At 71.5% G+C, this 23,993-nt stretch carries 18 protein-coding genes and 1 riboswitch; of the genes, 11 read left to right on the forward strand and 7 right to left on the reverse strand.

Annotated elements, in window-relative coordinates; translation table 11 throughout:
• The first annotated feature begins 319 nt into the window (after positions 1–319).
• From OHT77_RS09880 to OHT77_RS09920, 9 genes are all read left to right on the forward strand, one after another.
• Complete coding sequence (locus OHT77_RS09880) at positions 320–853, forward strand: universal stress protein (RefSeq protein WP_328827779.1); 534 nt, start codon at positions 320–322, stop codon at positions 851–853.
• Between the two features lie 160 nt (positions 854–1,013).
• On the forward strand, positions 1,014–1,457 hold the full coding sequence (locus OHT77_RS09885) for an SAV_915 family protein (RefSeq protein WP_328827781.1): 444 nt from the start codon (positions 1,014–1,016) through the stop codon (positions 1,455–1,457).
• A gap of 9 nt (positions 1,458–1,466) precedes the next feature.
• Entirely contained in the window at positions 1,467–2,816 is a 1,350-nt protein-coding gene (gene lysA, locus OHT77_RS09890) for a diaminopimelate decarboxylase (protein ID WP_328827783.1), read from the forward strand.
• Positions 2,817–3,036: 220 nt separating this feature from the next.
• Complete coding sequence (locus OHT77_RS09895; RefSeq protein ID WP_328827784.1) at positions 3,037–4,842, forward strand: methylmalonyl-CoA mutase subunit beta; 1,806 nt, start codon at positions 3,037–3,039, stop codon at positions 4,840–4,842.
• Positions 4,842–7,028 carry a methylmalonyl-CoA mutase gene (gene scpA, locus OHT77_RS09900; RefSeq protein WP_443047974.1) on the forward strand — a complete coding sequence of 729 codons (2,187 nt, stop codon included), beginning with the start codon at positions 4,842–4,844 and terminating at the stop codon, positions 7,026–7,028. The genes OHT77_RS09895 and scpA overlap by 1 nt, the downstream gene beginning before the upstream one ends.
• Positions 7,025–8,008: a methylmalonyl Co-A mutase-associated GTPase MeaB gene (gene meaB / locus OHT77_RS09905; protein ID WP_328827785.1), complete on the forward strand. Its 984-nt coding sequence runs from the start codon at positions 7,025–7,027 to the stop codon at positions 8,006–8,008. The genes scpA and meaB overlap by 4 nt, the downstream gene beginning before the upstream one ends.
• 61 nt (positions 8,009–8,069) lie before the next feature.
• Positions 8,070–8,269: riboswitch (cobalamin riboswitch) on the forward strand.
• A gap of 150 nt (positions 8,270–8,419) precedes the next feature.
• Positions 8,420–10,738 carry a 5-methyltetrahydropteroyltriglutamate--homocysteine S-methyltransferase gene (gene metE / locus OHT77_RS09910; RefSeq protein ID WP_328827788.1) on the forward strand — a complete coding sequence of 773 codons (2,319 nt, stop codon included), beginning with the start codon at positions 8,420–8,422 and terminating at the stop codon, positions 10,736–10,738.
• 105 nt (positions 10,739–10,843) lie between these two features.
• A complete protein-coding gene (locus OHT77_RS09915) occupies positions 10,844–11,428 on the forward strand; it encodes a histidine phosphatase family protein (RefSeq protein WP_328827789.1) in 585 nt (194 codons plus the stop codon).
• A 186-nt stretch (positions 11,429–11,614) separates the two neighbouring features.
• Complete coding sequence (locus tag OHT77_RS09920; protein ID WP_328827791.1) at positions 11,615–12,349, forward strand: polysaccharide deacetylase family protein; 735 nt, start codon at positions 11,615–11,617, stop codon at positions 12,347–12,349.
• 63 nt (positions 12,350–12,412) lie between these two features.
• Here the strand turns inward: OHT77_RS09920 and OHT77_RS09925 are convergent, their stop codons facing one another.
• Positions 12,413–13,423, reverse strand: a complete 1,011-nt coding sequence (locus tag OHT77_RS09925) for a DUF2278 family protein (protein WP_328834205.1) — start codon at positions 13,421–13,423, stop codon at positions 12,413–12,415.
• Between the two features lie 205 nt (positions 13,424–13,628).
• Between OHT77_RS09925 and OHT77_RS09930 the strand changes: the two genes are divergently transcribed.
• Positions 13,629–14,069 carry an SRPBCC family protein gene (locus OHT77_RS09930; RefSeq protein ID WP_328827793.1) on the forward strand — a complete coding sequence of 147 codons (441 nt, stop codon included), beginning with the start codon at positions 13,629–13,631 and terminating at the stop codon, positions 14,067–14,069.
• 115 nt (positions 14,070–14,184) lie between these two features.
• On the opposite strand, the gene OHT77_RS09935 is transcribed toward OHT77_RS09930, so the two are convergent.
• The gene (locus tag OHT77_RS09935) at positions 14,185–14,826 is read right to left on the reverse strand and encodes a LysE family translocator (RefSeq protein ID WP_266773922.1); all 642 of its coding nucleotides are present in this window, start codon (positions 14,824–14,826) and stop codon (positions 14,185–14,187) included.
• 183 nt (positions 14,827–15,009) lie between these two features.
• On the opposite strand from OHT77_RS09935, the gene OHT77_RS09940 reads away from it, so the two are divergent.
• Positions 15,010–17,175 (forward strand): serine/threonine-protein kinase, encoded by a 2,166-nt coding sequence (locus OHT77_RS09940; RefSeq protein WP_328827794.1) that lies wholly within the window; start codon positions 15,010–15,012, stop codon positions 17,173–17,175.
• 10 nt (positions 17,176–17,185) lie between these two features.
• Here the strand turns inward: OHT77_RS09940 and OHT77_RS09945 are convergent, their stop codons facing one another.
• The 5 genes from OHT77_RS09945 to OHT77_RS09965 form a co-directional block, all read right to left on the reverse strand.
• Positions 17,186–18,337 (reverse strand): XdhC family protein, encoded by a 1,152-nt coding sequence (locus tag OHT77_RS09945; protein WP_328827795.1) that lies wholly within the window; start codon positions 18,335–18,337, stop codon positions 17,186–17,188.
• A 46-nt stretch (positions 18,338–18,383) separates the two neighbouring features.
• Positions 18,384–19,844: an NCS2 family permease gene (locus OHT77_RS09950; protein ID WP_328827796.1), complete on the reverse strand. Its 1,461-nt coding sequence runs from the start codon at positions 19,842–19,844 to the stop codon at positions 18,384–18,386.
• Positions 19,845–19,993: 149 nt separating this feature from the next.
• Positions 19,994–22,381, reverse strand: coding sequence for a xanthine dehydrogenase family protein molybdopterin-binding subunit (locus tag OHT77_RS09955; RefSeq protein WP_328827797.1), 2,388 nt, complete (start codon positions 22,379–22,381; stop codon positions 19,994–19,996).
• A gap of 2 nt (positions 22,382–22,383) precedes the next feature.
• Positions 22,384–22,968 carry a (2Fe-2S)-binding protein gene (locus OHT77_RS09960; RefSeq protein ID WP_328827798.1) on the reverse strand — a complete coding sequence of 195 codons (585 nt, stop codon included), beginning with the start codon at positions 22,966–22,968 and terminating at the stop codon, positions 22,384–22,386.
• Entirely contained in the window at positions 22,968–23,867 is a 900-nt protein-coding gene (locus OHT77_RS09965; protein ID WP_328827801.1) for an FAD binding domain-containing protein, read from the reverse strand. The genes OHT77_RS09960 and OHT77_RS09965 overlap by 1 nt, the downstream gene beginning before the upstream one ends.
• Between the last annotated feature and the right edge of the window lie 126 nt (positions 23,868–23,993).

The following is a 23,993-nucleotide window of genomic DNA, read 5'->3' on the forward strand; positions in this document are numbered from 1 at the left end:
GGGTGCGGGCGCCGGGGGCGATTCTTGCCCCGGGCTTTGCCAGGGACGGTCACTTCGTTGACGCGGCCGGGTCGCGGGAGGCTGGGCGAGGAACCATTTCCGGCCACCGACGGCACACCGCACCGCGCCCGCCATGAGCCACCGAAGGCACACCCCCGTCGCCCTCCGCACGGGCCACCGCCGGCACCCGTCACGGCGTCATCGCCACGTCAAGATTCGGCACTCCGGCGTCAGACGCGCGCCAACACCGCGCTCCGTCAGTCCTCTTCGCCCCTTCGATGGGACACGGACAACTGTGTACGCCGAGAGGTGAGCGACGATGAGCAGTGGCGGGCGAGCACGTGCCGTGGTCGGAGTGAGCGGGTCGACGGGCAGCCTGGCCGCGCTGCACCGGGCGGTGCGGGAGGCCCGCCGCACCGACGCGGAGCTGCTGGCCGTGCTCGCCTGGGAGCCGCCCGGCGGTGAACTGGCCCACGGGCGCTCGATGTTGGCGCCCCCGGCGGCCCAGCTCCGCCGGGACGCGGCCGACCGGCTCCTCGCCGTGCTGGACGCGGCGTTCGGCGAGACGGGTCCCGGGGTCGCGTTCCAGGGCCTGGTGGTCCGGGGCACGGCGGGCCGCGCCCTGGTGGAGACCGCCGACCGCCCGGACGACCTCCTCGTCATCGGCACGGGTCCGCGAGGCCCGCTCCGCGCCCTCTTCCCGTCCGTCACCCGGTACTGCGTCGCGCACGCCGACTGCCCGGTCCTGACGGTGCCGCCGTCGCCTCTGGAGAGCGAGCTGGCCTCGCTGCACCGCCGTATCTCCCTGCGGCTCGCGGTCGACGCGCGGGAGCTGACGGAGGGCGGCGGCTGAGCCGTCGTACCCCCCGTCAGCAGGGCGTTATGGCTGGCCGCTCCCCCGTCAAGCATCCGTCAGAGCGGCACCCGGACCCCTCCCTCTCGGGCATAGCTTCGAAGAGCGCCCGGCCGCACCGGCCGGGCCCCGCACGTCACCTTCCGCAAGGAGCCGCACGATGTCTCCAGTCGAGCAAGCCGAGCACGCCGAGGGCCTCAAGGAGCCGGGGGACGCCGAGCCCTCCGAACGGGTCCCGGCCGGACTTCTGTACGTCCCGGTCCGGTCGGGTCCCGCGGGCTGCACGGCCCGCTTCTTCCGTACGCCGCTGGGCGGCCGTACGGCGGTCGGCTTCACCTCGGCGGCGCGGCTCGCCGCCACCCTGGGCCCCGAGCAGGCGAGCATCAGGCTCTCCGAACCCGCGCTGCGCGCCCTCGCCGCACCGCTCGGCGTGACGGCCCTCACCGTCGACCCGCAGTTCTCCGCCCCGGCCGCCGAGCGTACGGCCGCCGCCGTGCGGGAGCGGGAGAACTCCTGGCGCCGCTGGCATCCCCAGCACGTCGGCGCCCTGCGGGTGACCGGCGCCGCCGCCGTCGTCGCCTGCCTGAACCTCCTGATCGGCTGAGGAGCCACCATGTCCATCCTGGACGCCCCGCTGCACGTCCTGCCCCAGGTCCCGGCGGACGCCGACGACCTCGCCGTCTGGCCCCGCTCCACCCGCCCCGCCCCCACCGGCGACCTCACCGTCGGCGGTGTCTCCCTCGCCGAGGCAGCCGACCGCTTCGGGACTCCGGTCTACGTCCTCGACGAGCAGGAGATCCGCGAGCGCTGCCGCACCTACCGCACGGCGTTCCCGGAGGCCGACGTCGTCTACGCGGCCAAGGCGTTCCTGTGCCGGGCGATGGCCCACTGGGTGCAGGAGGAGGGGCTCGGCCTCGACGTCTGCTCGGCCGGTGAACTCGCGCTCGCCGTCACCACCGGTTTCCCGCCGGAGCGGATCGTGCTGCACGGCAACGCCAAGAGCCCGGAGGACCTGCGCACCGCGCTGCGCCTCGGGGTGGGCCGGATCGTCGTGGACAGCACCTCGGAGATCGCCCGGCTGGCCGCGATCACCCCGGCCGGCACCCGGCAGAAGGTGATGGTGCGGGTGGTGCCCGGGGTCGCGGCCGGCGCCCACGTCAAGGTGCGCACGGGGACCGACGACCAGAAGTTCGGTCTGTCGATCACCGACGGTTCCGCGCAGCACGCGGTGACCCGGATACTCGACCAGCCGCATCTCGAACTCGTGGGCCTGCACTGCCACATCGGCTCGCAGATCGCCAGCACGAAGCCGTACGTCGCCGCGGTCCGCCGCATGGTGGGGCTGTTGGCCCGCATCCGTGACCAACACGGCATCACACTCCCGCAGTTGGACATCGGCGGCGGCCACGCCATCGTCTACCGCCCCGGCGAGGAGCAGCTGAACATCCCCGTCCTCGCGGGCCGGATCCGCGCCGAACTGGAGGACGGCTGCGCCCGCACCGGCCTGCCGGTGCCCCGGCTCACCCTGGAGCCGGGCCGGGCGATCGTCGGCCCCGCCGGGGTCGCCGTCTACCGCGTCCTGGCCGTCAAGCGCACCGGCGACCGCACGTTCGTCGCGGTCGACGGCGGCATGAGCGACAATCCGAGGCCCGCTCTCTACGGCGTGCGCTACGCACCCCGGCTGATCGGCCGCCCCGCGACCGCGCCGCCCCGCCTGGTCACCGTGGTGGGCCGGCACTGCGAGGCGGGCGACATCCTCGCGGACGAGGTGGCGCTCCCCGGCGATGTCCATCCCGGGGACCTGCTGGCCGTACCGGCGGCGGGGGCGTACCACCTGTCGATGGCGTCCGGTTACAACCTCGTCGGCCGTCCGCCGGTCGTCGCGGTGGCCGACGGGATCGCGCGGGTACTGGTCCGCCGCGAGTCGCTGGACGACATGAGCCGCAGGGACATCGGGCTGTAGTCCCGGGCCCCGCCAGGGACGGCGCGGTGAGCCCGTCGAGATCGGTCAGGGGGCTCCGGTCGTCCGCCGCGCACCCGGCGGGACGGACGCACCCGGGTCCCGTGCCGCGCCGGAGCTCCGCCGGAGAGCGGCACGCGGACTGGTCTAGACCGCCCGGAGAGGCAAAGGTCACAGCCGCGTCCTCTGCTGCTCACCTGCGCATTTGCCCTAGCATCCGAGCATGACGGTCCTGCCTGACGACGGGCTCTCGCTGGCCGCCGAGTTCCCTGACGCGACCCATGAGCAGTGGCAAAGCCTGGTGGCAGGCGTCCTGCGCAAGTCGGGCAAGGAAGTCTCGGGCGCGGCAGCGGAAGACGCCCTGTCCACCTCGCTGGAGGACGGGCTGCGCGCCCGCCCCCTGTACACCGCGGACGACTCCGCGCCCGACCCCGGCCTGCCCGGTTTCGCCCCCTTCGTGCGCGGTGCCCGCGCCGAGGGCACCACCCTGGGCGGCTGGGACGTACGGCAGCGGCACATGGCCGCCGACAACAGCGCGGTCCTCGGCGACCTGGAGAACGGCGTCACCTCGCTGTGGCTGGTCGTCGGCGAGCGCGGCATCCCGGTCGCGTCGCTCGGCACCATCCTCGACGGCGTCTATCTCGACCTGGCGCCCGTCGCCCTCGACGCGGGCAGCGAAGTCGAGCCCGCGGCGGCCGAGTTGCTCCGGCTCTACGAGGAGCGGGGCGTCGCGCCCGAAGCCGCCCGCGGCACCCTCGGCGCCGACCCGCTGGGCTTCGCGGCCCGCACCGGCGGCGAGGGCTTCCCCTTCGCACCGGTCGCCGCGCTCGCCCGGCGCTGCGCCGAGGAGTACCCGGGGCTGCGCGCGCTGACCGTGGACGCGCTGCCGTACCACGAGGCCGGCGGTTCGGCGGCGCAGGAGCTGGGCGCCTCGCTGGCGACCGGTGTCGCCTATCTGCGCGAGCTGACCGAGGCCGGCCTGAGCGTCGAACAGGCCGTGGGACAGCTGGAGTTCAGGTACGCGGCCACCGCCGACCAGTTCCTCACCATCGCCAAGCTGCGCGCCGCGCGCAGGCTCTGGGCGCGGGTGGCCGAGGTGTGCGGGGCGCCGGGCGGGCAGGTGCAGCACGCGGTGACCTCGCCGGTGATGATGTCCCGCCGCGACCCGTGGGTGAACATGCTGCGCACGACGGTCGCGACACTGGCCGCCGGGGTGGGCGGCGCCGAGTCCGTCACCGTGCTGCCCTTCGACCACGCGCTCGGGCTGCCGGACGCGTTCGCGCGCCGGATCGCCCGCAACACCTCGACGATCCTGGTCGAGGAGTCGCATCTGTCCCGGGTGATCGACCCGGCGGGCGGCTCGTGGTACGTGGAGCGCCTCACGGACGAACTCGCCCACGCGGGCTGGGAGTTCTTCCAGCACATCGAGCAACAGGGCGGCCAGGCGGCCGTGTTGCGCTCCGGCAGCCTCCGCGACGACCTCGCCGCGACCTGGGCGGCCCGCAGCGCGAAGCTCGCCGAGCGCCGCGAACCCATCACCGGCGTGAGCGAGTTCCCGAACCTGACCGAGCGCCTCCCGGAGCGGGCACCGGCCCCCGTGGAGCCCTCCGGCGGGCTGCCGCGCGTGCGCCGCGACGAGGCCTACGAAGAGTTGCGCGCCCGCTCCGACGCCCACCTCGCGGCGACCGGCTCCCGGCCGCGGATCTTCCTGGCGGCGCTCGGCCCGGCCGCCGCGCACACCGCCCGGCTCTCCTTCGCGTCGAACCTGTTCCAGGCGGGCGGCATCGAACCCGTCACCACGGGCACGTTCGCGGACAGCGGCGCCACCGAGGCCTGCCTGTGCTCCAGCGACGCGCTGTACGAGGAGCAAGCGGCCGCGGTCGCCGGGGAGTTGACGTCCGCCGGTGCCGCGCACGTGTTCCTCGCGGGCCGTCCCGGGCAGTACCCAGGAGTCGACGCCTACGTCTTCGCGGGCTGCGACGCCGTAGCCGTGCTCTCCGCCACCCTCGACCGCATGGGAGTGTCCTGATGGCAGCGATGGGGCGCATCCCCGACTTCTCCGGGGTCGAGCTGGGGACCCCGGCCACCGGAGCGGGCACCGACGAGTGGCGTGACGCCGTGAAGAAGGCGGCGAGCGGCGACGACCTCCTGTGGGAGACCCCGGAGGGCATCGCCGTCAAACCCCTCTACACGGGGCAGGACTTGGAGGGCCTGGACTTCCTCGCCACCTACCCGGGCATCGCGCCGTATCTGCGCGGCCCGTACCCGACGATGTACGTCAACCAGCCCTGGACGATCCGTCAGTACGCGGGTTTCTCCACGGCCGAGGAGTCCAACGCCTTCTACCGGCGCAACCTCGCGGCCGGCCAGAAGGGCCTGTCGGTCGCCTTCGACCTGCCCACGCACCGGGGGTACGACAGCGACCACCCGCGCGTGACCGGTGACGTCGGCATGGCGGGCGTGGCGATCGACTCGATCTACGACATGCGGCAGCTCTTCGACGGCATCCCGCTGGACAAGATGACCGTGTCGATGACGATGAACGGCGCGGTGCTGCCCGTACTGGCGCTCTACATCGTGGCGGCGGAGGAACAGGGCGTACCGCCCGAGAAGTTGGCCGGGACCATCCAGAACGACATCCTCAAGGAGTTCATGGTCCGCAACACCTACATCTATCCGCCGAAGCCGTCGATGCGGATCATCTCCGACATCTTCGCGTACACCTCGCAGCGGATGCCCCGCTACAACTCGATCTCCATCTCCGGCTACCACATCCAGGAGGCGGGCGCGACGGCCGACCTGGAGCTGGCGTACACCCTCGCGGACGGCGTGGAGTACATCCGGGCGGGCCGGGAGGCGGGGATGGACGTGGACGCGTTCGCGCCCCGGCTCTCCTTCTTCTGGGCGATCGGCATGAACTTCTTCATGGAGGTCGCGAAGCTGCGAGCCGCCCGCCTCCTCTGGGCGAAACTGGTGAAACAGTTCGACCCGCAGAACGCCAAGTCCCTCTCCCTGCGCACCCATTCACAGACCTCGGGCTGGTCGCTGACCGCGCAGGACGTCTTCAACAACGTCACGCGCACGTGCGTGGAGGCGATGGCCGCGACCCAGGGCCACACGCAGTCACTCCACACCAACGCCCTGGACGAGGCCCTCGCGCTGCCCACCGACTTCTCGGCGCGCATCGCCCGCAACACCCAGCTCCTCATCCAGCAGGAGTCCGGCACGACCCGCGTGATCGACCCGTGGGGCGGCAGCGCGTACGTCGAGAAGCTGACCTACGACCTGGCCCGCCGCGCCTGGCAGCACATCGAGGAGGTCGAGGCGGCGGGCGGTATGGCCAAGGCCATCGACGCGGGCATCCCCAAGCTCCGCATCGAGGAGGCCGCGGCCCGCACCCAGGCCCGCATCGACTCCGGCCGCCAGCCGGTCATCGGCGTCAACAAGTACCGCGTGGAGACCGACGAGCAGATCGACGTCCTCAAGGTCGACAACTCCTCCGTCCGCACCCAACAGATCGAGAAACTACGGCGGTTGCGCGCCGAGCGCGACGAACAGGCCACCCAGGACGCCCTGCACGCCCTCACCCGCGCGGCCGAGGGCACCGGCAACCTCCTGGAGCTGGCGGTGAACGCGGCCCGCGCGAAGGCGACGGTCGGCGAGATCTCCGACGCGCTGGAGAAGGTGTACGGGCGGCACGCGAGCCAGATCCGTACGATCTCCGGTGTGTACCGCACCGAAGCCGGCGAGTCCCCGTCCGTCGAGCGCACCCGCGCCCTCGTGGCCGAGTTCGAGGAGGCCGAGGGCCGCCGCCCCCGCATCCTGGTCGCCAAGATGGGCCAGGACGGCCACGACCGCGGCCAGAAGGTGATCGCCACCGCCTTCGCCGACCTCGGCTTCGACGTCGACGTCGGCCCGCTGTTCCAGACCCCCGGCGAGGTGGCCCGCCAGGCCGTCGAGGCGGACGTCCACATCGTCGGGGTCTCGTCCCTCGCCGCCGGACACCTCACCCTCGTACCGGCGTTGAAGGAATCGCTCGCCGAGGAGGGCCGGGAGGACATCATGATCGTGGTCGGCGGCGTGATCCCCCCGCAGGACGTCCCCACCCTGCTGGAGATGGGCGCGGCGGCCGTGTTCCCGCCCGGGACGGTGATCCCGGACGCGGCCTACGACCTGGTGCGGCGACTGGCCACCGACCTCGGGCACACCCTGTGATCGAGCTCGACACCTATGTGAAGGGCGTCCTCGACGGCAAGCGGGCCCTCGTGGCCCGCGCCATCACCCTCGTCGAGTCGACGAAGCCCCAACACCGGCTCATGGCGCAGGAGTTGCTGACCGAACTCCTCCCGCACAGCGGCCGGGCCCGCCGCATCGGCATCAGCGGTGTGCCCGGCGTCGGCAAGTCGACCTTCATCGACGCGTTCGGCACGCTGCTGACCTCGCTGGGTTTCCGGGTCGCGGTCCTCGCCGTCGACCCGTCGTCGACCCGCACCGGAGGCTCGATCCTCGGCGACAAGACCCGCATGGAACGCCTCGCCGTCGACCCGGCTGCCTTCGTCCGCCCCTCCCCCACCGCCGGCACGCTGGGCGGCGTCGCGAAGGCGACCCGCGAGTCCATCGTGGTCATGGAAGCGGCGGGCTACGACGTCGTCCTCGTCGAGACGGTGGGCGTGGGCCAGTCGGAGACAGCGGTGGCCAACATGGTCGACTCCTTCCTCCTGTTGACCCTGGCCCGCACCGGCGACCAACTGCAGGGCATCAAGAAGGGCGTCCTGGAACTGGCCGACGTCATCGCCGTCAACAAGGCGGACGGCCCGCACGAGCGCGACGCGAAAAGCGCGGCCCGCGAACTGGCAGGCGCCCTGCGGCTGATGCACCCCGCCGACGCGGCCTGGACCCCGCCGGTCCTGAGCTGCAGCGCCCGCGAGGGCAGCGGCCTCGACACGGTCTGGGAACGCCTCGAACAACACCGCTCCCTGCTGGAGTCCACCGGCCGCCTGGCCGCGAAGCGCAGCGAGCAACAGGTGGACTGGACCTGGACGATGGTCCGAGAAGAACTCCTGGGCCGCCTGCACGCCAACCCGTCGGTCCGCGCCCTGGCCCCGGATCTGGAACGCCAGGTACGGGAGGGCGAGTTGACAGCGACCTTGGCGGCTGAGCAGATCCTGCGAGCATTTGGCACGCCGCCAAGCTGAACCTCCGAGCCGCGGACAGGAAATCGACGCACCCAGCCCCCACCCCGTAGGCTGGCCGACGCAGCTGGTTCGCCCCGTCACCCAGACGGACGCGTCGCAAGAGGGAACCCGGTGAAACTCCGGGACTGCCCCGCAGCGGTAAGCGGGAACGACCGCCGTCATACGCACTGGGCCCACACCAGGACCTGGGAAGCGACGGCCAGTAGGTGTCCTCCGGTCACACAGGAGGACGTGCCCGCAAGTCCGAAGACCTGCCACCTGCCCGCACGCGAAGCATTCGCGCGCGGAATCCCGGTGACCTCGTGGGCGGGTCGGCGTACACACGGGCGGTGACCACCCCCCGGTCTACGAACCTTCGCGCTCACGTCCCGCCACCGGGATCCAGGGAGATATCTCGCGAAGGAGATTTCCGTGACAGCGAAGTCCGCAGCCGCGGCAGCACGGTCGACCGTGTACGGCTATCCCCGTCAGGGCCAGGGCCGGGAACTGAAGAAGGCCATCGAGGGCTACTGGAAGGGCCGCGTCGACGCCGACGCCCTCCGGACCACCGCCGCCGAACTGCGCCGCACGAACTGGCAGCACCTGACCGACGCTGGCATCCACGAGGTGCCCACCGGCGACTTCTCGTACTACGACCATGTGCTGGACACCAGCGTCATGGTCGGCGCGATCCCCGCCCGCCACCGCGCCGCCGTCGAACTCGACGCGCTGGACGGGTACTTCGCGATGGCGCGCGGCACGCAGGACGTGGCGCCGCTGGAGATGACGAAGTGGTTCGACACCAACTACCACTATCTGGTGCCCGAGTTGGGCCCGGGTACGGTGTTCACCGCCGACTCCACCAAGCAGGTCTCGGAGTTGAAGGAGGCCCTCACGCTGGGCCTCACCGCCCGTCCGGTGCTCGTCGGCCCGATCACCTACCTCCTGCTCGCCAAGCCCGCCCCGGGTGTCGCGGCCGACTTCGAACCGCTGACCCTCCTGGACCGCCTGCTGCCGGTGTACGCCGAGGTCCTCGCCGACCTGCGCGCGGCGGGCGCGGAGTGGGTGCAGCTGGACGAGCCCGCTCTCGTCCAGGACCGCACCCCCGCCGAACTGAACGCCGCCATGCGCGCCTATCGCGACCTCGGGGGGCTCACCGACCGGCCGCAAATCCTGGTCGCGTCCTACTTCGACCGGCTCGGCGAGGCGCTGCACGTCCTCGCCAAGGCGCCGGTGGAGGGGCTCGCGCTCGACTTCACCGAGGCCGCGGCCGCCAACCTGGACGACCTGGCCGCGGCGGGCGGTCTCCCCGGCAAGCGGCTCGTCGCCGGTGTCGTCAACGGCCGTAACGTCTGGGTCAACGACCTCACCAAGTCCCTCGCCACACTGGGCACGTTGCTCGGTCTCGCCGAGCGGGTCGACGTGGCCGCCTCGTGCTCGCTGCTCCATGTGCCGCTCGACGCCGCGGCCGAGCGGGACATCGAGCCGCAGATCCTGCGCTGGCTGGCGTTCGCACGGCAGAAGACGGCCGAGATCGTCACCCTCGCCAAGGGCCTGGCGCAGGGCACCGACACGATCGCCGCCGAACTCGCCGCCAACCGGGCCGACTTGGCCTCCCGCGCAGGTTCGGCCCTCACCAGCGACCCCGCCGTACGGGCACGGGCCGCCGCCGTCACCGATGCGGACGCGCGCCGCTCCCGGCCGTACGACGAGCGGACGGCGGCCCAGCGGGCGCATCTCGGGCTGCCGCCGCTGCCGACGACCACCATCGGGTCGTTCCCGCAGACAGCCGAACTCCGCACCGCGCGGGCCGACTTGAGGGCCCGGCGGATCGACAGGGCCGGGTACGAGGAGCGGATCAGGGCGGAGATCCAGGAGGTCATCTCGTTCCAGGAGAAGACCGGCCTCGACGTCCTCGTGCACGGCGAGCCCGAACGCAACGACATGGTCCAGTACTTCGCCGAGCAGCTGACGGGCTACCTCGCCACCCAGCACGGCTGGGTCCAGTCGTACGGCACCCGGTACGTCCGTCCGCCGATCCTGGCCGGCGACATCTCTCGCCCGGAGCCGATGACGGTGCGCTGGACGACGTACGCCCAGTCGCTCACCGGTCGTCCGGTCAAGGGGATGCTCACCGGACCGGTCACCATGCTCGCCTGGTCCTTCGTCCGCGACGACCAGCCGCTCGACGACACCGCACGGCAGGTCGCCCTCGCCCTGCGCGACGAGGTCAACGACCTTGAGGCGGCGGGGACTTCGGTCATCCAGGTCGACGAACCCGCGCTGCGTGAGACCCTGCCGTTGCGCGCCGCGGACCGGGAGGCGTATCTCGCCTGGGCCACGGAGGCGTTCCGGCTGACCACCGCCGGGGTCCGGCCGGAGACGCAGGTCCACACGCACATGTGCTACGCGGAGTTCGGCGACATCGTGCAGGCCATCGACGACCTCGACGCGGACGTCATCAGCCTGGAGGCGGCCCGCTCGCACATGCAGGTGGCCCGCGAGCTGGCCGAGCACGGTTATCCGCGCGAGGCGGGACCCGGTGTCTACGACATCCACTCCCCGCGCGTGCCGAGCGCGGACGAGGCAGCGGCCTTGCTGCGCAAGGGACTTGAGGCCATTCCGGCCGAGCGGCTGTGGGTCAACCCGGACTGCGGTCTGAAGACGCGCGGCTGGCCGGAGACCCGGGCGTCCCTCGAGAACCTGGTCGCCGCGGCCCGCACGGTCCGGGCGGAGCTGGCCGGGTCCTGAGCCGATGGTGGCGGGGGCGGCCGGGAGAGCACCCTCCCGGCCGCCTCCGCCGTGAGGTGCGTGGGAGACGATGACCCGCACAGCCCGGAGAACTGGAGCGATCACGTGACCAGCCGCATCACCTTGATCTCGCCTGCGATGAACCGGTCCCTGCGGGAGACCCGGTTCGACGGCGGGTGCTCGCTCGACCCGAGTGGTGCGGCGCGGGCCGCGTCCGTCGCCGGTTCGCTCCGCTCGGTTGACCGGGTGCTGGTCTCGCCCACTGTGCGGTGCCGGGAGACCGCGTCGGCGTTGGGGCTGTCGGCCGTCGTGGAGCCGGAGTTGGCGGGGCTGGACGTGGGGCGGTGGCGGGGACTGACGCTTGACGAGGTGATGGGGCGTGAGCCGGACGCGGTGATGGGGTGGCTGACCGATCCGGATGCGGTGCCGCATGGCGGGGAGTCCGTGCGGGGGCTCTGCGAGCGGGCTGTGCGGTGGCTCGATGTGGCGGGTGGGTTTGAGGGGCGGACGCTTGCGGTGGTCGAGCCGGAGTTTGTGCGGGCTGTTGTGGTTGCCGTTCTCGGTGCGTCTGGTGAGGCGTTCTGGCGGCTTGATGTGGTGCCGTTGAGCGCGACCGACGTCAGTGGGCGGGGTGGGCGGTGGAATGTGCGGGTCGGGCGGGAGCTGGGGGGTGTTGAAGGCTCCGTTTGAGCTGTTGTTGTCCGGCTGACGGTCGGTGGGGGCTGGTCGCGCAGTTCCCCGCGCCCCGGAAAAGCGACCGGGACCGCCCCGCTATACACTGCGTATATACTCGGTGTGTATAGTCATAACATGTCAACTTTGAGGTCGCTGCGTAAGAAGAGGGAAAGAAGCCGGGGCGGGTTGCGTGGTGTCGGCATGTTCCTGGTGGGGCTTGCGGTGGTGCTGGCTTCCAGTGGGTGTGGCAGGGGGGATACGACCGCGCCGGCCGCCGCCCGTGGGGAGGGTAGGGCGGGTGTCGCGCAGGCGCGTTTCGGGGCGGTGGACTGCCGGGAGGTGAAGTGCATCGCGCTCACCTTCGACGCCGGGCCCAGTGAGAACTCGGCGCGGTTGCTGGATGTGCTGAAGGAGAAGAAGGTTCCGGCGACCTTCTTCCTGCTCGGCAAGCGGCACATCGAGAAGTACCCGGAGCTGGTCGCGCGCATGGCGGCCGAGGGGCACGAGGTGGCCAGCCACACCTGGGACCACAAGATCCTGACCCGAATAACCCCCGCGCAGATACGCGACGAACTGGAACGCACGGACACCGCGATAGAGCGCATCACCGGCAAGCGGCCCACGCTGATGCGCCCGCCGCAGGGCCGTACCAACGACACCGTGCACAAGATCTGCCGGGAGCTGGGCCTCTCGGAGGTCCTGTGGAGCGTCACCGCGAAGGACTACGCGACCACCGACTCCGCGCTCATCACCAAGCGCGTCCTCGCCCAGGCCTCCCGCGACGGCATCATCCTGCTGCACGACCTGTACCAGGGCACCGTGCCCGCCGTCCCCGGCATCATCGACGCGCTGAAGGAGCGGGGGTACGTGTTCGTGACCGTGCCGCAGCTGCTCGCGCCGGGGCACGCCGAGCCGGGGAAGGTCTACCGTCCCTGACGAACCGGGTCGGGGTGACTTGTTCTCCAACCAGGCAACTTCTGTGCCGTGCAGGTCAGTTGGTCAGAAGACGACCGTCCAGCCTTCGCGGGCGGCCTGGTCCGCTGTGTACGAGACGCCGTGCACCTTCAGGCCGTTGGCGTCGAGGAGGGTGATCTCGCCGCCTTGGTTGCCCAGTTGGACGCCGCCGGTGAGCGGGACAAGCAGGGTGGCACCCGGGGCGAGGGGGCCGGGCGGTACCGCGCAGGAGTGGCCGAGCCGGTCCCGGACGCGCCAGCCGGCCGGGTCGAGCGGGTCGGGTGAGGCGTTGAGCAGGGTGACGCTTTCCAACTCGGGCGCCGGGCCACGGGGGTTGACCAGGGCCGCCACCACCCGGACGGGCTGGCTGCCGGGGGCCGGGCGGGAACCGTCCGTGTCCTCCAGGGTGTGGCCGGTGGTGTCGTCCGTGTGCCAGGACTGGCTCTGGAAGGCGAGGAAGATGCCGACCCAGCGCGACTGCGCCGGGAAGTGGATGAGGAGGCCGCCGTCCTGCCAGACCCCGTCGTCGCCGCTGAACCGGCGGCTGTTGCCCTGGTTCATGTGGATGTCGTGGACGCCGTTGCCCGGCAGGAAGCCGAACACCTTGTCCTTGACGGTCGGTTCGGGGCCGAAGCGCTCACCGAAGACGTACAGCCGCGCGTCCGGGTCGTCCACCGCACGCCGGACGTAGTGGTCGAGGAGGTTGGCGAGGTCGTTGTCGGGGCCGCTCGCGTCCGGCGGCAGCGTGCGCAGCTGCGCCGGGTCGAAGAGGTTGCCGCGCACGAAGTCGAGGTTCGGGCCGCCCGGCCCCGGCAGCAGCGTGTTCCAGCCGCTCGGGAGGCCCTCCAGGCGGGCGGTGACCGGGTGTCGGAAGTCCTCGCTGACGAGGTAGAGCAGCTCGGAGGGCTGCTCCGCCGACAGGACATTGACCGCGGCCCGGAAATGCGTACCCGAGTCGTCCGTGAGATGGATCTGGTAGTGCGGTGTACCGGCAGCGCCCTCGCGCCTCGTGTCCACCGCGCGCGTGATCAATACGCCATAGGCCTTCAGCGGCATGACGACCAACTCCCCCTGCGGGCAGGCGGGATGCCCGCCCATGCGGGCAAGCGTAGGGGGGGGGAGGCGCCCGCTCCGGCCCGGACGCGGGGAAACTCGGGGCGGCTGTCCGGTGTACGTATCCGAACCTATGTACCGCTAGGCCAAGGGTGTGAGCCCTCGGCGAAAGTACCGCCGATCAAGAAGCGTTCTCTACGATCCACACATGGTCAACTTCCGTCTCGAACGCACGGCCCCGCTCCCGCTCGAGGAGGCGTGGCGCCGGTTGACGGAGTGGCCACGCCACGCCGACGTGGTGCCGCTGACCCGGGTCACCGTGGTCACTCCCCCGCCGACCGCCGAGGGCACGGTCTTCGTGGCCCGCTCCGGGCTCGGCCCGCTCGGTTTCGACGACCGGATGGAGGTCACGGTGTGGCGCCCGCCGACCGACGACGAGCCGGGTCTCGTCCGGCTGGAGAAGCGGGGGCGGGTCGTCCTCGGCTGGGCCGAGATCGAGGTACGGCCGGGGCCCGGAGGCCGTAGCCGCGTGGTGTGGGAGGAGGAGCTCCGGGTCCGCTTCCTGCCGCGCCTCTTCGACGGGCCGCTGCGGTGGACGGCGCGGTCGATGTTCGGGCGGGCGGTGAACGCCCTGCTGAGACGGGAGTGAGGGTCGTCGTCCGTCCGTCCGTGCGGGCAGGCAGGCAGGCAGGCAGGCAGGCAGCGCCCGCTATGTACCCTTCCATCCGATCCGGCCGGCTCCCGCTTCCGCCCGGCCCGCGTCCTCAGTCCTTCCGCCCCGTCACCGCGACCGTCACGCCCAGCCCGATCATCGTGAGGCCGCCGATCCCGCCGACCGCGGACAGCCGCCGGGGCGACCGTGCGAACCACTCCCTGGCGGTGGATGCGACCAGCCCCCACACACTGTCCGAGGCCACGGCGATGAGGTTGAAGACGAGGCCGAGGAGCAGCATCTGCGTGGTCACATGGCCCTGTTCGCGGTCCACGAACTGGGGCAGTACGGCGGCGAAGAACACGATGGTCTTGGGGTTGGCCACCCCGACGGCGAAGCCCTCCCAGAGCGTGCGCAGTCCGCTGTGCGGGGCCGTCTCCTCGCCCGCGAACGCGGCCCGCAGCGAGCCGCGTTGACGCCACGCCCTCACGCCGAGGTACACCAGGTACGCGGCGCCGGCGAGCTTCAGTGCCGTGAAGACGAGCACCGAGCGTTCCACCAGCGAGCCGACGCCGAGGGCGACCGCGACGACGAGCAGATAGGCGCCGAGGGTGTTGCCGACGACGGTGGTGAGCGCGGCCCGGCGGCCGTGGGCCAGCGCGCGGCCGATCACGAAGAGGACGCTGGGGCCGGGCACGATGATCAGCAGGAAGGACAGGGCCGCGAAGGCGAGCAGTCGGTCGGTGGACACCATGGGGCCATGGAAGATGCGGGCGCCCCGGGCCCGCAACCCATTTCCCTCTCCCCGATCCCGGCCGCTTCCCCCCTCCCGTCCCTTGTCCCGCAAGGTCGATGCCCCGGGAGTCGGACGAACGCCCTAGTGTGATGGGGCTGGACAGCCCGTCCGCGCACGGAATCAGGAAAGGTGACCGGCGACATGTCGCTTCGCCCCGGGGACACGGAGTCGATCGGCGGATACGCGCTGGTCGACCGGCTCGGCAGCGGCGGTATGGGCGTCGTGTATCTCGGGCGGTCGGCCTCGGGACGGCAGGTCGCCGTCAAGGTGGTGCACGCGCAGTACGCGCTGGACGAGGAGTTCCGGGCCCGCTTCCGGCAGGAGATCGCGGCGGCCCGCCGGGTGAGCGGCGCCTTCACCGCACCCGTCGTGGACGCCGACGCGGACGCCGAGGTGCCGTGGATGGCCACGCTGTACGTGCCCGGCCGCACCCTGGCCGAAGTCGTCGAGAGGGACGGCCCGTTGACGGGGCGCGCCCTGCGCACGCTCGCGCTGGGACTGGTCGAGGCGCTGCGGGACATCCATCAAGCGGGCGTCGTGCACCGGGACTTGAAGCCGAGCAACGTCCTGCTCGCGGAGGACGGCCCCCGCGTCATCGACTTCGGCATCTCCCGTGCCGCCGACAACCAGACCCTCACCGTCACGGGCCGGCTGATCGGTACCCCGCCCTTCATGTCCCCGGAGCAGTTCGCGGCGCCCCGGGACGTCACGGCCGCCTCCGACGTCTTCTCCCTCGGCTCGCTGCTGGTCTACGCGGCCACCGGCAATCGCCCCTTCGACGGCGCCAGCCCTTACCTGACGGGCTATCAGGTCATGCACGAGCAGCCGAGGCTGGACGGGGTGGCCGAGCCGCTGCGGAGCATCGCCGCGCGCTGTCTGGACAAGGACGCGGCGGCCCGTCCCCAACTGGCCGAACTGCACGGCCTGTTGCTGGCCCTGCCCGATGCGGAGTCCGAGTCCGGGGAGGGGTCCTGGCCCACCGTGGTGACGGACCGTCCCCGGGCGCCGCACCCCCACCCCGGCGCTCCGGAGACGGTGCGGAACGACGGTCAACGGCCGCGCCCGGCCCGGCGGTTGGTCATCGCCCTGGCGGCCGCGGTCGCCGTCTCCGCGCTCGGCCTGACGACCCTGCACTGGATGTCGGACCGCACCACGGAAACCGGCACACCGGCCGCGTCCACGTCGACCGCCGCCATGGCGCTGCCCACCGGCTGGCAGCCGTGGCGGTCGAGCCTGCTCACCGCCAAGACGGGCGAGCCCCTCGACTACGGCGAGTCCGGCTGTGTGGCGGGCAGCACCGCCGTGTACTGCGCGGGCACCGGTTTCACGGTCACCGCACTCGACTCCGCCTCCGGCAGGGTGGGTTGGCGCTCGGGCACCAGTCCGGAGACCTCACGCCCGGTCGGCGTCCGGGACGGCCGCGTCTTCACCTACGTCAAGCCGGACTCGTCCCAGAGCTACATTCCCCGGCGTCTGGTCGCCCTGGACGCGAGGACCGGCACCCAGCTCTGGAAGCACTCGGTCAGCGAGGACCGCAATGCCGTGCTGTTCGACGGCGGCATCCTGGCGATGGACGTGGACGCGACCCGGTTCGTCGCCTACGACACGTCCGGCCGCCAACTCTGGACCGCCGCCGCGAAGTCGTCGAGCGGCGACGCCTGCACCCCGGCCGTGCTGGGCGGCGCCCCCTACGGCCTGTGCACGCCGGAGGACGATCCCTCCAAGGGGGACACCAGCCTGCTGCGTCTCGACCCGAGGACCGGCACGGCGAAGGAGGTCGGTCAACTCCCCACCGGTTCGCTGCCGTTGGGCGTGACCGACGGTCACTTGCTGTTCGCGGTGCCGAAGTTGGCGGAGGGCTACTTCGGCAGCGGCGAGGACCAGCCGTACACCACCCTGGAAGAGGTGGACCCCGCCGGCGGGGGCACGCGGGTTCCGCTGGCGGGCGGCTCGCGCGGCACGCCCACCCTCGTCGACGGCGTGATCTACTTCGTCCGCCCGAACGGCACGGTCACCGCCGTGCGCGCGGCCGACGGCAAGCGGCTGTGGCAGCGGGAGACGAACACCGAGAACCTGTCGGCGCCGGTGTACTCGGCGAAGTTCAACAGGCTCTACTTCTCCAACCAGTTCGGCCGGCTGCTGGCCCTGAAACGGAGCACCGGAACCGTCGAGTGGAGTACGTCCGCGCTGTCGAACGCCGGTGACTCGACGGCCGACACCACGCCGTCCGTCCTGCTCGTCAAGGACGCGCTCGTGGCCGTGGCGGGCGACACCGCCTTCTCGGTACGGCCGCCCGCGGCGCGCTGAGCCGTACAGCTCAGGCCACCGAGCCGATCCGTCCGGCGGGCAGCGAGGTCGCGTCGTGGTGGATCGGGGTGTGCGCGCCGGTGAGCGAGATGCCGCTGCCGCCGCGCCGGTTGGCGACGATCTCCGCGGCGATCGACAGGGCCGTCTCCTCGGGCGTCCGGGCGCCGAGGTCGAGGCCGATCGGGGACCGCAGGCGGGCCAACTCCATTTCGGTGACGCCGACTTGGCGGAGGCGGTCGTTGCGGTCGAGGTGGGTGCGGCGGGAGCCCATCGCGCCGACGTAGGCCACCGGGAGGCGCAGTGCGAGGTGGAGCAGCGGTACGTCGAACTTGGCGTCGTGGGTGAGGACGCACAGGACGGTGCGGGCGTCGACGTCCGTGCGGCCGAGGTACTTGTGCGGCCACTCGACGACGATCTCGTCGGCGTCGGGGAAGCGGGTCCGGGTGGCGAAGACGGGGCGGGCGTCGCACACCGTCACGTGGTAGCCGAGGAACTTGCCGACGCGGACCAGCGCGGAGGCGAAGTCGATCGCGCCGAACACGATCATGCGGGGCGGCGGCACCGACGACTCGACCAGGACGGTGAGCGGGGCGCCGCAGCGGGAGCCCTGCTCGCCGATCTCGAGGGTGCCGGTGCGGCCCGCGTCCAAGTAGGCGCCGGCCTCGGCCGCGACCGTGCGGTCCAGTTCGGGGTGGGCGCCGAACCCGCCGTCGTAGGAGCCGTCGGGGTGGACGACGATCGCCCGGCCCTGCAAGGCGGTCGGGCCGGAGACGATGCGGGCCAGGGCCGCCGCTCCGCCGCTTGTCGCGGTCGAGAGGGCGGCGGTGATCACCGGTCGGGCGGGGTCGCCCGCCCGTACCGGTGTGACGAGGATGTCGATGACTCCGCCGCAGGTCAGGCCGACGGCGAAGGCGTCCTCGTCGCTGTAGCCGAAGCGCTCGAGGACGGTTTCGCCGTCGGCGAGCGCCTGTTGGCACAGGTCGTAGACCGCGCCCTCCACACAGCCCCCGGAGACCGAGCCGATCGCCGTGCCCTCGGTGTCCACCGCGAGGGCGGCGCCGGGCTGGCGGGGTGCGCTGCCGCCGACGGCCACCACGGTGGCGACGGCGAAGTCGCGGCCCTGCTCGACCCACCGGTGCAGCTCTTCGGCGATGTCCAGCATCTCTCGGTCTCCTAACAGGGGTGCGGGGAAAGGGGGTTGGGGGCGGCTAGTGCACGCCCAGCCAGCTCTCGAGGGGGTTGAGGGCGAAGTACACGAGGAAGATGACCGTCAGCCCCCACATGAAGGCGCCGACCTCCCGCGCCTTGCCCTGCGCGGTCTTGATGGCGACGTAGGAGATGACTCCCGCCGAGACGCCCGCGGTGATGCTGTACGTGAACGGCATCACAACCACCGTCAGGAACACGGGGATCGCGGTGGCGCGGTCGGCCCAGTCCACGTGGCGGGCGTTCATCAGCATCATCGAGCCGATGACGACCAGGGCGGCGGACGCGACCTCCTGCGGGACGATCGCGGTGACCGGGGTGAAGAAGAGGCAGGCGGCGAAGAACAGGCCGGTGACCACGGAGGCCAGTCCGGTACGGGCGCCCTCCCCCACCCCCGTCGCCGACTCGATGAAGACGGTCTGGCCCGAGCCGCCCGCCACGCCGCCGATCGCGCCGCCGGCGCCGTCGATGAACAGCGCCTTCGACAGGCCCGGCATGCGGCCCTTGTCGTCGGCGAGCTTGGCCTCGGTGCCGACGCCGATGATGGTGGCCATCGCGTCGAAGAAGCCGGCCAGCACGAGCGTGAACACGATCATGCCGACCGTCATCGCGCCGACCTTGCCCCAGCCGCCGAACTCCACATGGCCGAAGAGCGAGAAGTCCGGCATCGAGACCGCGCTGCCGTGCAGTTCGGGGGCGGCGCCGCTGGCCCACTGCTTGGCGGGGATGACCCCGGCGGCGTTCAGGACCGAGGCGACGACCGTGCCGGTGATGATGCCGATGAGGATCGCGCCGGGCATGTTGCGGGCCTGGAGCATGAAGATCAGCAGCAGGGTGCCGGCGAACAACAGGACGGGCCAGCCCGCGAGTTCGCCCGCCGGGCCCAGGGTCAGCGGGGTCGCCTTGCCCTGGTGCACGAAGCCGGACTTGTAGAAGCCGATGAGCGCGATGAACAGACCGATGCCCATCGTGATGCCGTGTTTCAGCGCGAGCGGGATCGCGTTCATGATCATCTCGCGCAGGCCGGTGACGACGAGCAGCATGATGACCACGCCGTACAGGACGCACATGCCCATCGCCTGCGGCCATGTCATCTGCGGGGCGACCTGCGAGGAGAGCACGCCGGAGACGGAGAGGCCGGCGGCGAGGGCCAGGGGCACCTTGCCGACGAAGCCCATCAGGAGGGTGGTGAAGGCCGCCGCGAACGCGGTCGCGGTGATCAGGCCCTTCTGGCCGAGCGTGTCTCCCGCGACGTCCTTGCCGGACAGGATCAGGGGGTTGAGCAGCAGGATGTACGCCATCGCCATGAAGGTGGTGACGCCGCCGCGCACCTCACGCGCGACGGTCGATCCCCGTAGGGATATGTGGAAGTACCGGTCGAGCCAGGACCGGCCGGCCGGGACACGGGTTCCTTCACCCGCGTCTTCGGCTGTGGCCCTGGGCTCAAGGGACTGCTGGGTCATGGTGCCGTCTCCCAAGGTTCAAAGGTGCACCCGCGAACGCCTTTACGATCAGCGGGATTTGGGATGTACACGACCCGGGGGACGGCCCGAGACGAACAAGATCTACTGAGCCCGGGCAACCTCGACTCGACGGTTGCCCGGCGGCGGGATCACACGGTTCCGGTGAGGTGCTCCGGGCGGACCGGTGTCCTGTTCAGTTCCAGTCCTGTCGCGTTCCGGATCGCCGCGAGGACGGCCGGGGTCGACGACAGGGTGGGGGCCTCGCCGATGCCGCGCAGCCCGTACGGGGCGTGCTCGTCGGCGAGTTCGAGCACATCGACCGGAATGGTCGGGGTGTCGAGGATGGTGGGGATCAGGTAGTCCGTGAAGGACGGGTTCCTGACCTTCGCGGTCTTGGGGTCGACGATGATCTCCTCCATGACCGCGACGCCGAGACCCTGGGTGGTGCCGCCCTGGATCTGGCCGATGACGGACAGCGGGTTGAGGGCCTTGCCGACGTCCTGCGCGCAGGCCAGCTCGATCACCTTGACCAGGCCGAGTTCGGTGTCGACCTCGACGACGGCGCGGTGCGCGGCGAACGTGTACTGGACGTGCCCGAAGCCCTGTCCGGTGCGGAGGTCGAAGGGCTCGGTCGCGCGGTGGCGCCACTCGGCCTCGATCTCCACGGCCTCGCCCTCGAGGACGTCGGCCAGGTCGGCGAGGACCTCGCCGCCGTCGGTGACGACCTTGCCGCCCTCCAGCAGGAGTTCGGCGGTGGCCCAGGCCGGGTGGTAGGTGCCGAGCTTGCGCCGGCCCATCTCCAGGACCTTCTCGCGGACCAGCTCGCAGGAGTTCTTGACGGCGCCGCCGGTGACGTACGTCTGCCGGGACGCGGAGGTCGAACCCGCCGAGCCCACCTGGGTGTCGGCCGGGTGGATCGTCACCTGCGTGACACCCAGCTCGGTGCGGGCGATCTGCGCGTGGACGGTGACGCCGCCCTGGCCGACCTCCGCCATCGCGGTGTGCACGACGGCCACGGGTTCGCCGCCGACGACTTCCAGGCGGACCTTGGCCGTCGAGTAGTCGTCGAAGCCCTCGGAGAAGCCGACGTTCTTGATGCCGACCGCGTAGCCGACACCTCGTACGACGCCTTCGCCGTGCGTGGTGTTGGACAGACCGCCGGGCAACTGCCGTACGTCGGCGGCCTCTCCGGCCGCGAGCCACTGCTGCTCGGGCGGCATGGGCATCGCCTTGACGCGGCGCAGGAGTTCGGCGACCGGTGCCGGGGAGTCGACCGGCTGCCCGGTCGGCATGACCGTGCCCTGTTCCATCGCGTTGAGCTGGCGGAACGCGACCCGGTCCATGCCCACCTCGTCGGCGAGCTTGTCCATCTGGGCCTCGTAGGCGAAGCACGCCTGGACCGCGCCGAAGCCGCGCATCGCGCCGCAGGGCGGGTTGTTGGTGTAGAGCGCGATGGCCTCGATGTCGACGTTGTCGACGACGTAGGGGCCGGCGCCGAGCGACGAGGCGTTGCCCACGACGGCCGGGGAGGCCGACGCGTAGGCGCCGCCGTCCAGGACGATGCGGGCCTTGAGGTGGGTGAGCTTGCCGTCCTTCGTCGCGCCGTGCTCGTAGTACAGCTTGGCGGGGTGGCGGTGGACGTGGCCGAAGAAGGACTCGAAGCGGTTGTAGACGATCTTCACCGGTTTGCCGGTGCGCAGGGCCAGCAGGCAGGCGTGGATCTGCATCGACAGGTCCTCGCGCCCGCCGAACGCGCCGCCGACGCCGGACAGCGTCATGCGGACCTTGTCCTCGGGCAGGCCGAGGACGGGCGCGATCTGCTTGAGGTCGGAGTGCAGCCACTGGGTCGCGATGTAGAGGTCGACGCCTCCGTCCTCGGAGGGCACGGCGAGGCCGGACTCCGGGCCGAGGAAGGCCTGGTCCTGCATGCCGAAGGTGTACTCGCCCTTGACGACGAAGTCGGCCTTCTTGGCGGCCTGTTCGACGTCTCCGCGCACGATCGGCTGCCGGTGCACGATGTTCGGGTGCGGGACATGGCCGATGTGGTGGTCGTCGCGGCCCTCGTGGATGAGGATCGCGTCCGGCGCGGTCGCGGACGACTCGTCGGTGATGACCGGGAGTTCGCGGTACTCGACCTTGATCTTCGCGGCCGCGCGGCGTGCGGTCTCCGGGTGGTCGGCGGCGACGATCGCGACGGGCTCGCCGTGGTGGCGGACCTTGCCGTGCGCGAGGACCGGGGTGTCCTGGATCTCCAGGCCGTAGTTCTTCACGTCGGTCGGCAGGTCGTCGTAGGTCATGACGGCGTAGACGCCCGGGGTCTTCAGGGCCTCGACGGTGTCGATGGAGACGATCTCGGCGTGCGCGACCGTGGAGCGCAGGATCTGGCCCCAGAGCATGTCCTCGTGCCACATGTCGGAGGAGTACGCGAACTCGCCGGTGACCTTGAGGGTGCCGTCCGGGCGGAGCGTGGACTCGCCGATGCCGCCCTTGGTCTTGGAGCGCTGGGTGAGGTTCGTGGGGGTTCCGGTGGTGCCCATCGTCAGACCGCCTCTCCCTGCCGGGCGGCCGCCAGGCGGACCGCGTCCATGATCTTCTCGTAGCCGGTGCAGCGGCACAGGTTGCCCGAGAGCGCCTCGCGGATGTCCGCGTCGGTCGGGTTCGGGTTGTGCTCCAGCATCTCGTCGGCCGCGACGAGGAGTCCGGGGGTGCAGAAGCCGCACTGGACGGCGCCCGCGTCGATGAACGCCTGCTGGATCGGGGCGAGTTGGGTGCCCTCGCCGGTCTGCGAGTCGAGCGGTTTCGCCGTCCAGGCCTTGGCCTCGTCGACGGAGGTGCCGCAGGCGCCCGTTCCGCAACTCCCGTGCTCCGCGCGCTGCTTGGCGAAGTCGGCGAGGCCTTCGACGGTGACGACGTCGCGGCCCTCGACCTGGCCGGCGGCGACGAGACAGGAACAGACGGGGACGCCGTCGAGGCGGACGGTGCAGGAGCCGCACTCGCCCTGCTCGCAGGCGTTCTTGGAGCCGGGCAGCCCCATGCGCTCACGCAGGACGTACAGAAGGCTCTCGCCCTCCCACACGTCGTCCGCTTCCTGCGGGCGGCCGTTGACCGTGAAATTGACGCGCATCAGGCGACACTGCCCTTCTCGATGGAGCGGCCGTCACTGCCGCGGTACGACTCCCAGGTCCAGGTCAGGGTGCGGCGGGCCATGATGCCGACCGCGTGGCGGCGGTAGCTCGCGGTGCCGCGGACGTCGTCGATCGGGTTGCAGGCGGCGGAGCACAGGTCCGCGAACTGCTTGGCGACCGAGGGGGTGATGATCCTGCCGTTGTCCCAGAAGCCGCCCTCGTCGAGTGCGGCGTTCAGGAATTCCTCGGCGGCCTTCGCCCGGACGGGGGTCGGCGCTGCCGATCCGATGCCGGTGCGGACCGTGCGGGTGGCGGGGTGCAGGGCGAGGCCGAAGGCGCAGACGGCGATGACCATCGCGTTGCGGGTGCCGACCTTGGAGTACTGCTGGGGGCCGTCGGCCTTCTTGATGTGGACGGCCCTGATCAGCTCGTCGGGCGCGAGCGCGTTGCGCTTCACGCCGGTGTAGAACTCGTCGATCGGGATACGGCGGCTGCCGCGCACCGACTCGGCCTCGACCTCGGCGCCGGCCGCAAGGAGCGCGGGATGCGCGTCGCCGGCCGGGGAGGCGGTGCCGAGGTTGCCGCCGACGCCGCCGCGGTTGCGGATCTGCGGGGAGGCGACCGTGTGCGAGGCGAGGGAGAGGCCCGGCAGCTCGGCGCGCAGGTTCTCCATGATCCGGGTGTACGGGACCGAGGCCCCGAGCCGCACGCTGTCGGCGCCGACCTCCCACTCGTAGAGGTCGCCGATGCGGTTCAGGTCGAGCAGGTACTCGGGCCTGCGGTGGTCGAAGTTGATCTCGACCATCACATCGGTGCCGCCCGCGATCGGTACTGCGGTGGGGTGCTCGGCCTTCGCGGCGAGCGCCTCATCCCAGCTGGCGGGGCGAAGGAAGTCCATGACCGGCTCTCTTCTTCGTCTCGGGTCGTACGGATCAAGCCAGTTCGTGTGCGGCGGGTCCGGCTCGTTCATGCGCTGTTAATGCAGCGTGGGCTCAGTACACAGCGCCGTGCGCGGAGCGGGTCA

The organism is Streptomyces sp. NBC_00252 (assembly GCF_036187565.1).
In the GTDB taxonomy this organism is placed as follows: domain Bacteria; phylum Actinomycetota; class Actinomycetes; order Streptomycetales; family Streptomycetaceae; genus Streptomyces.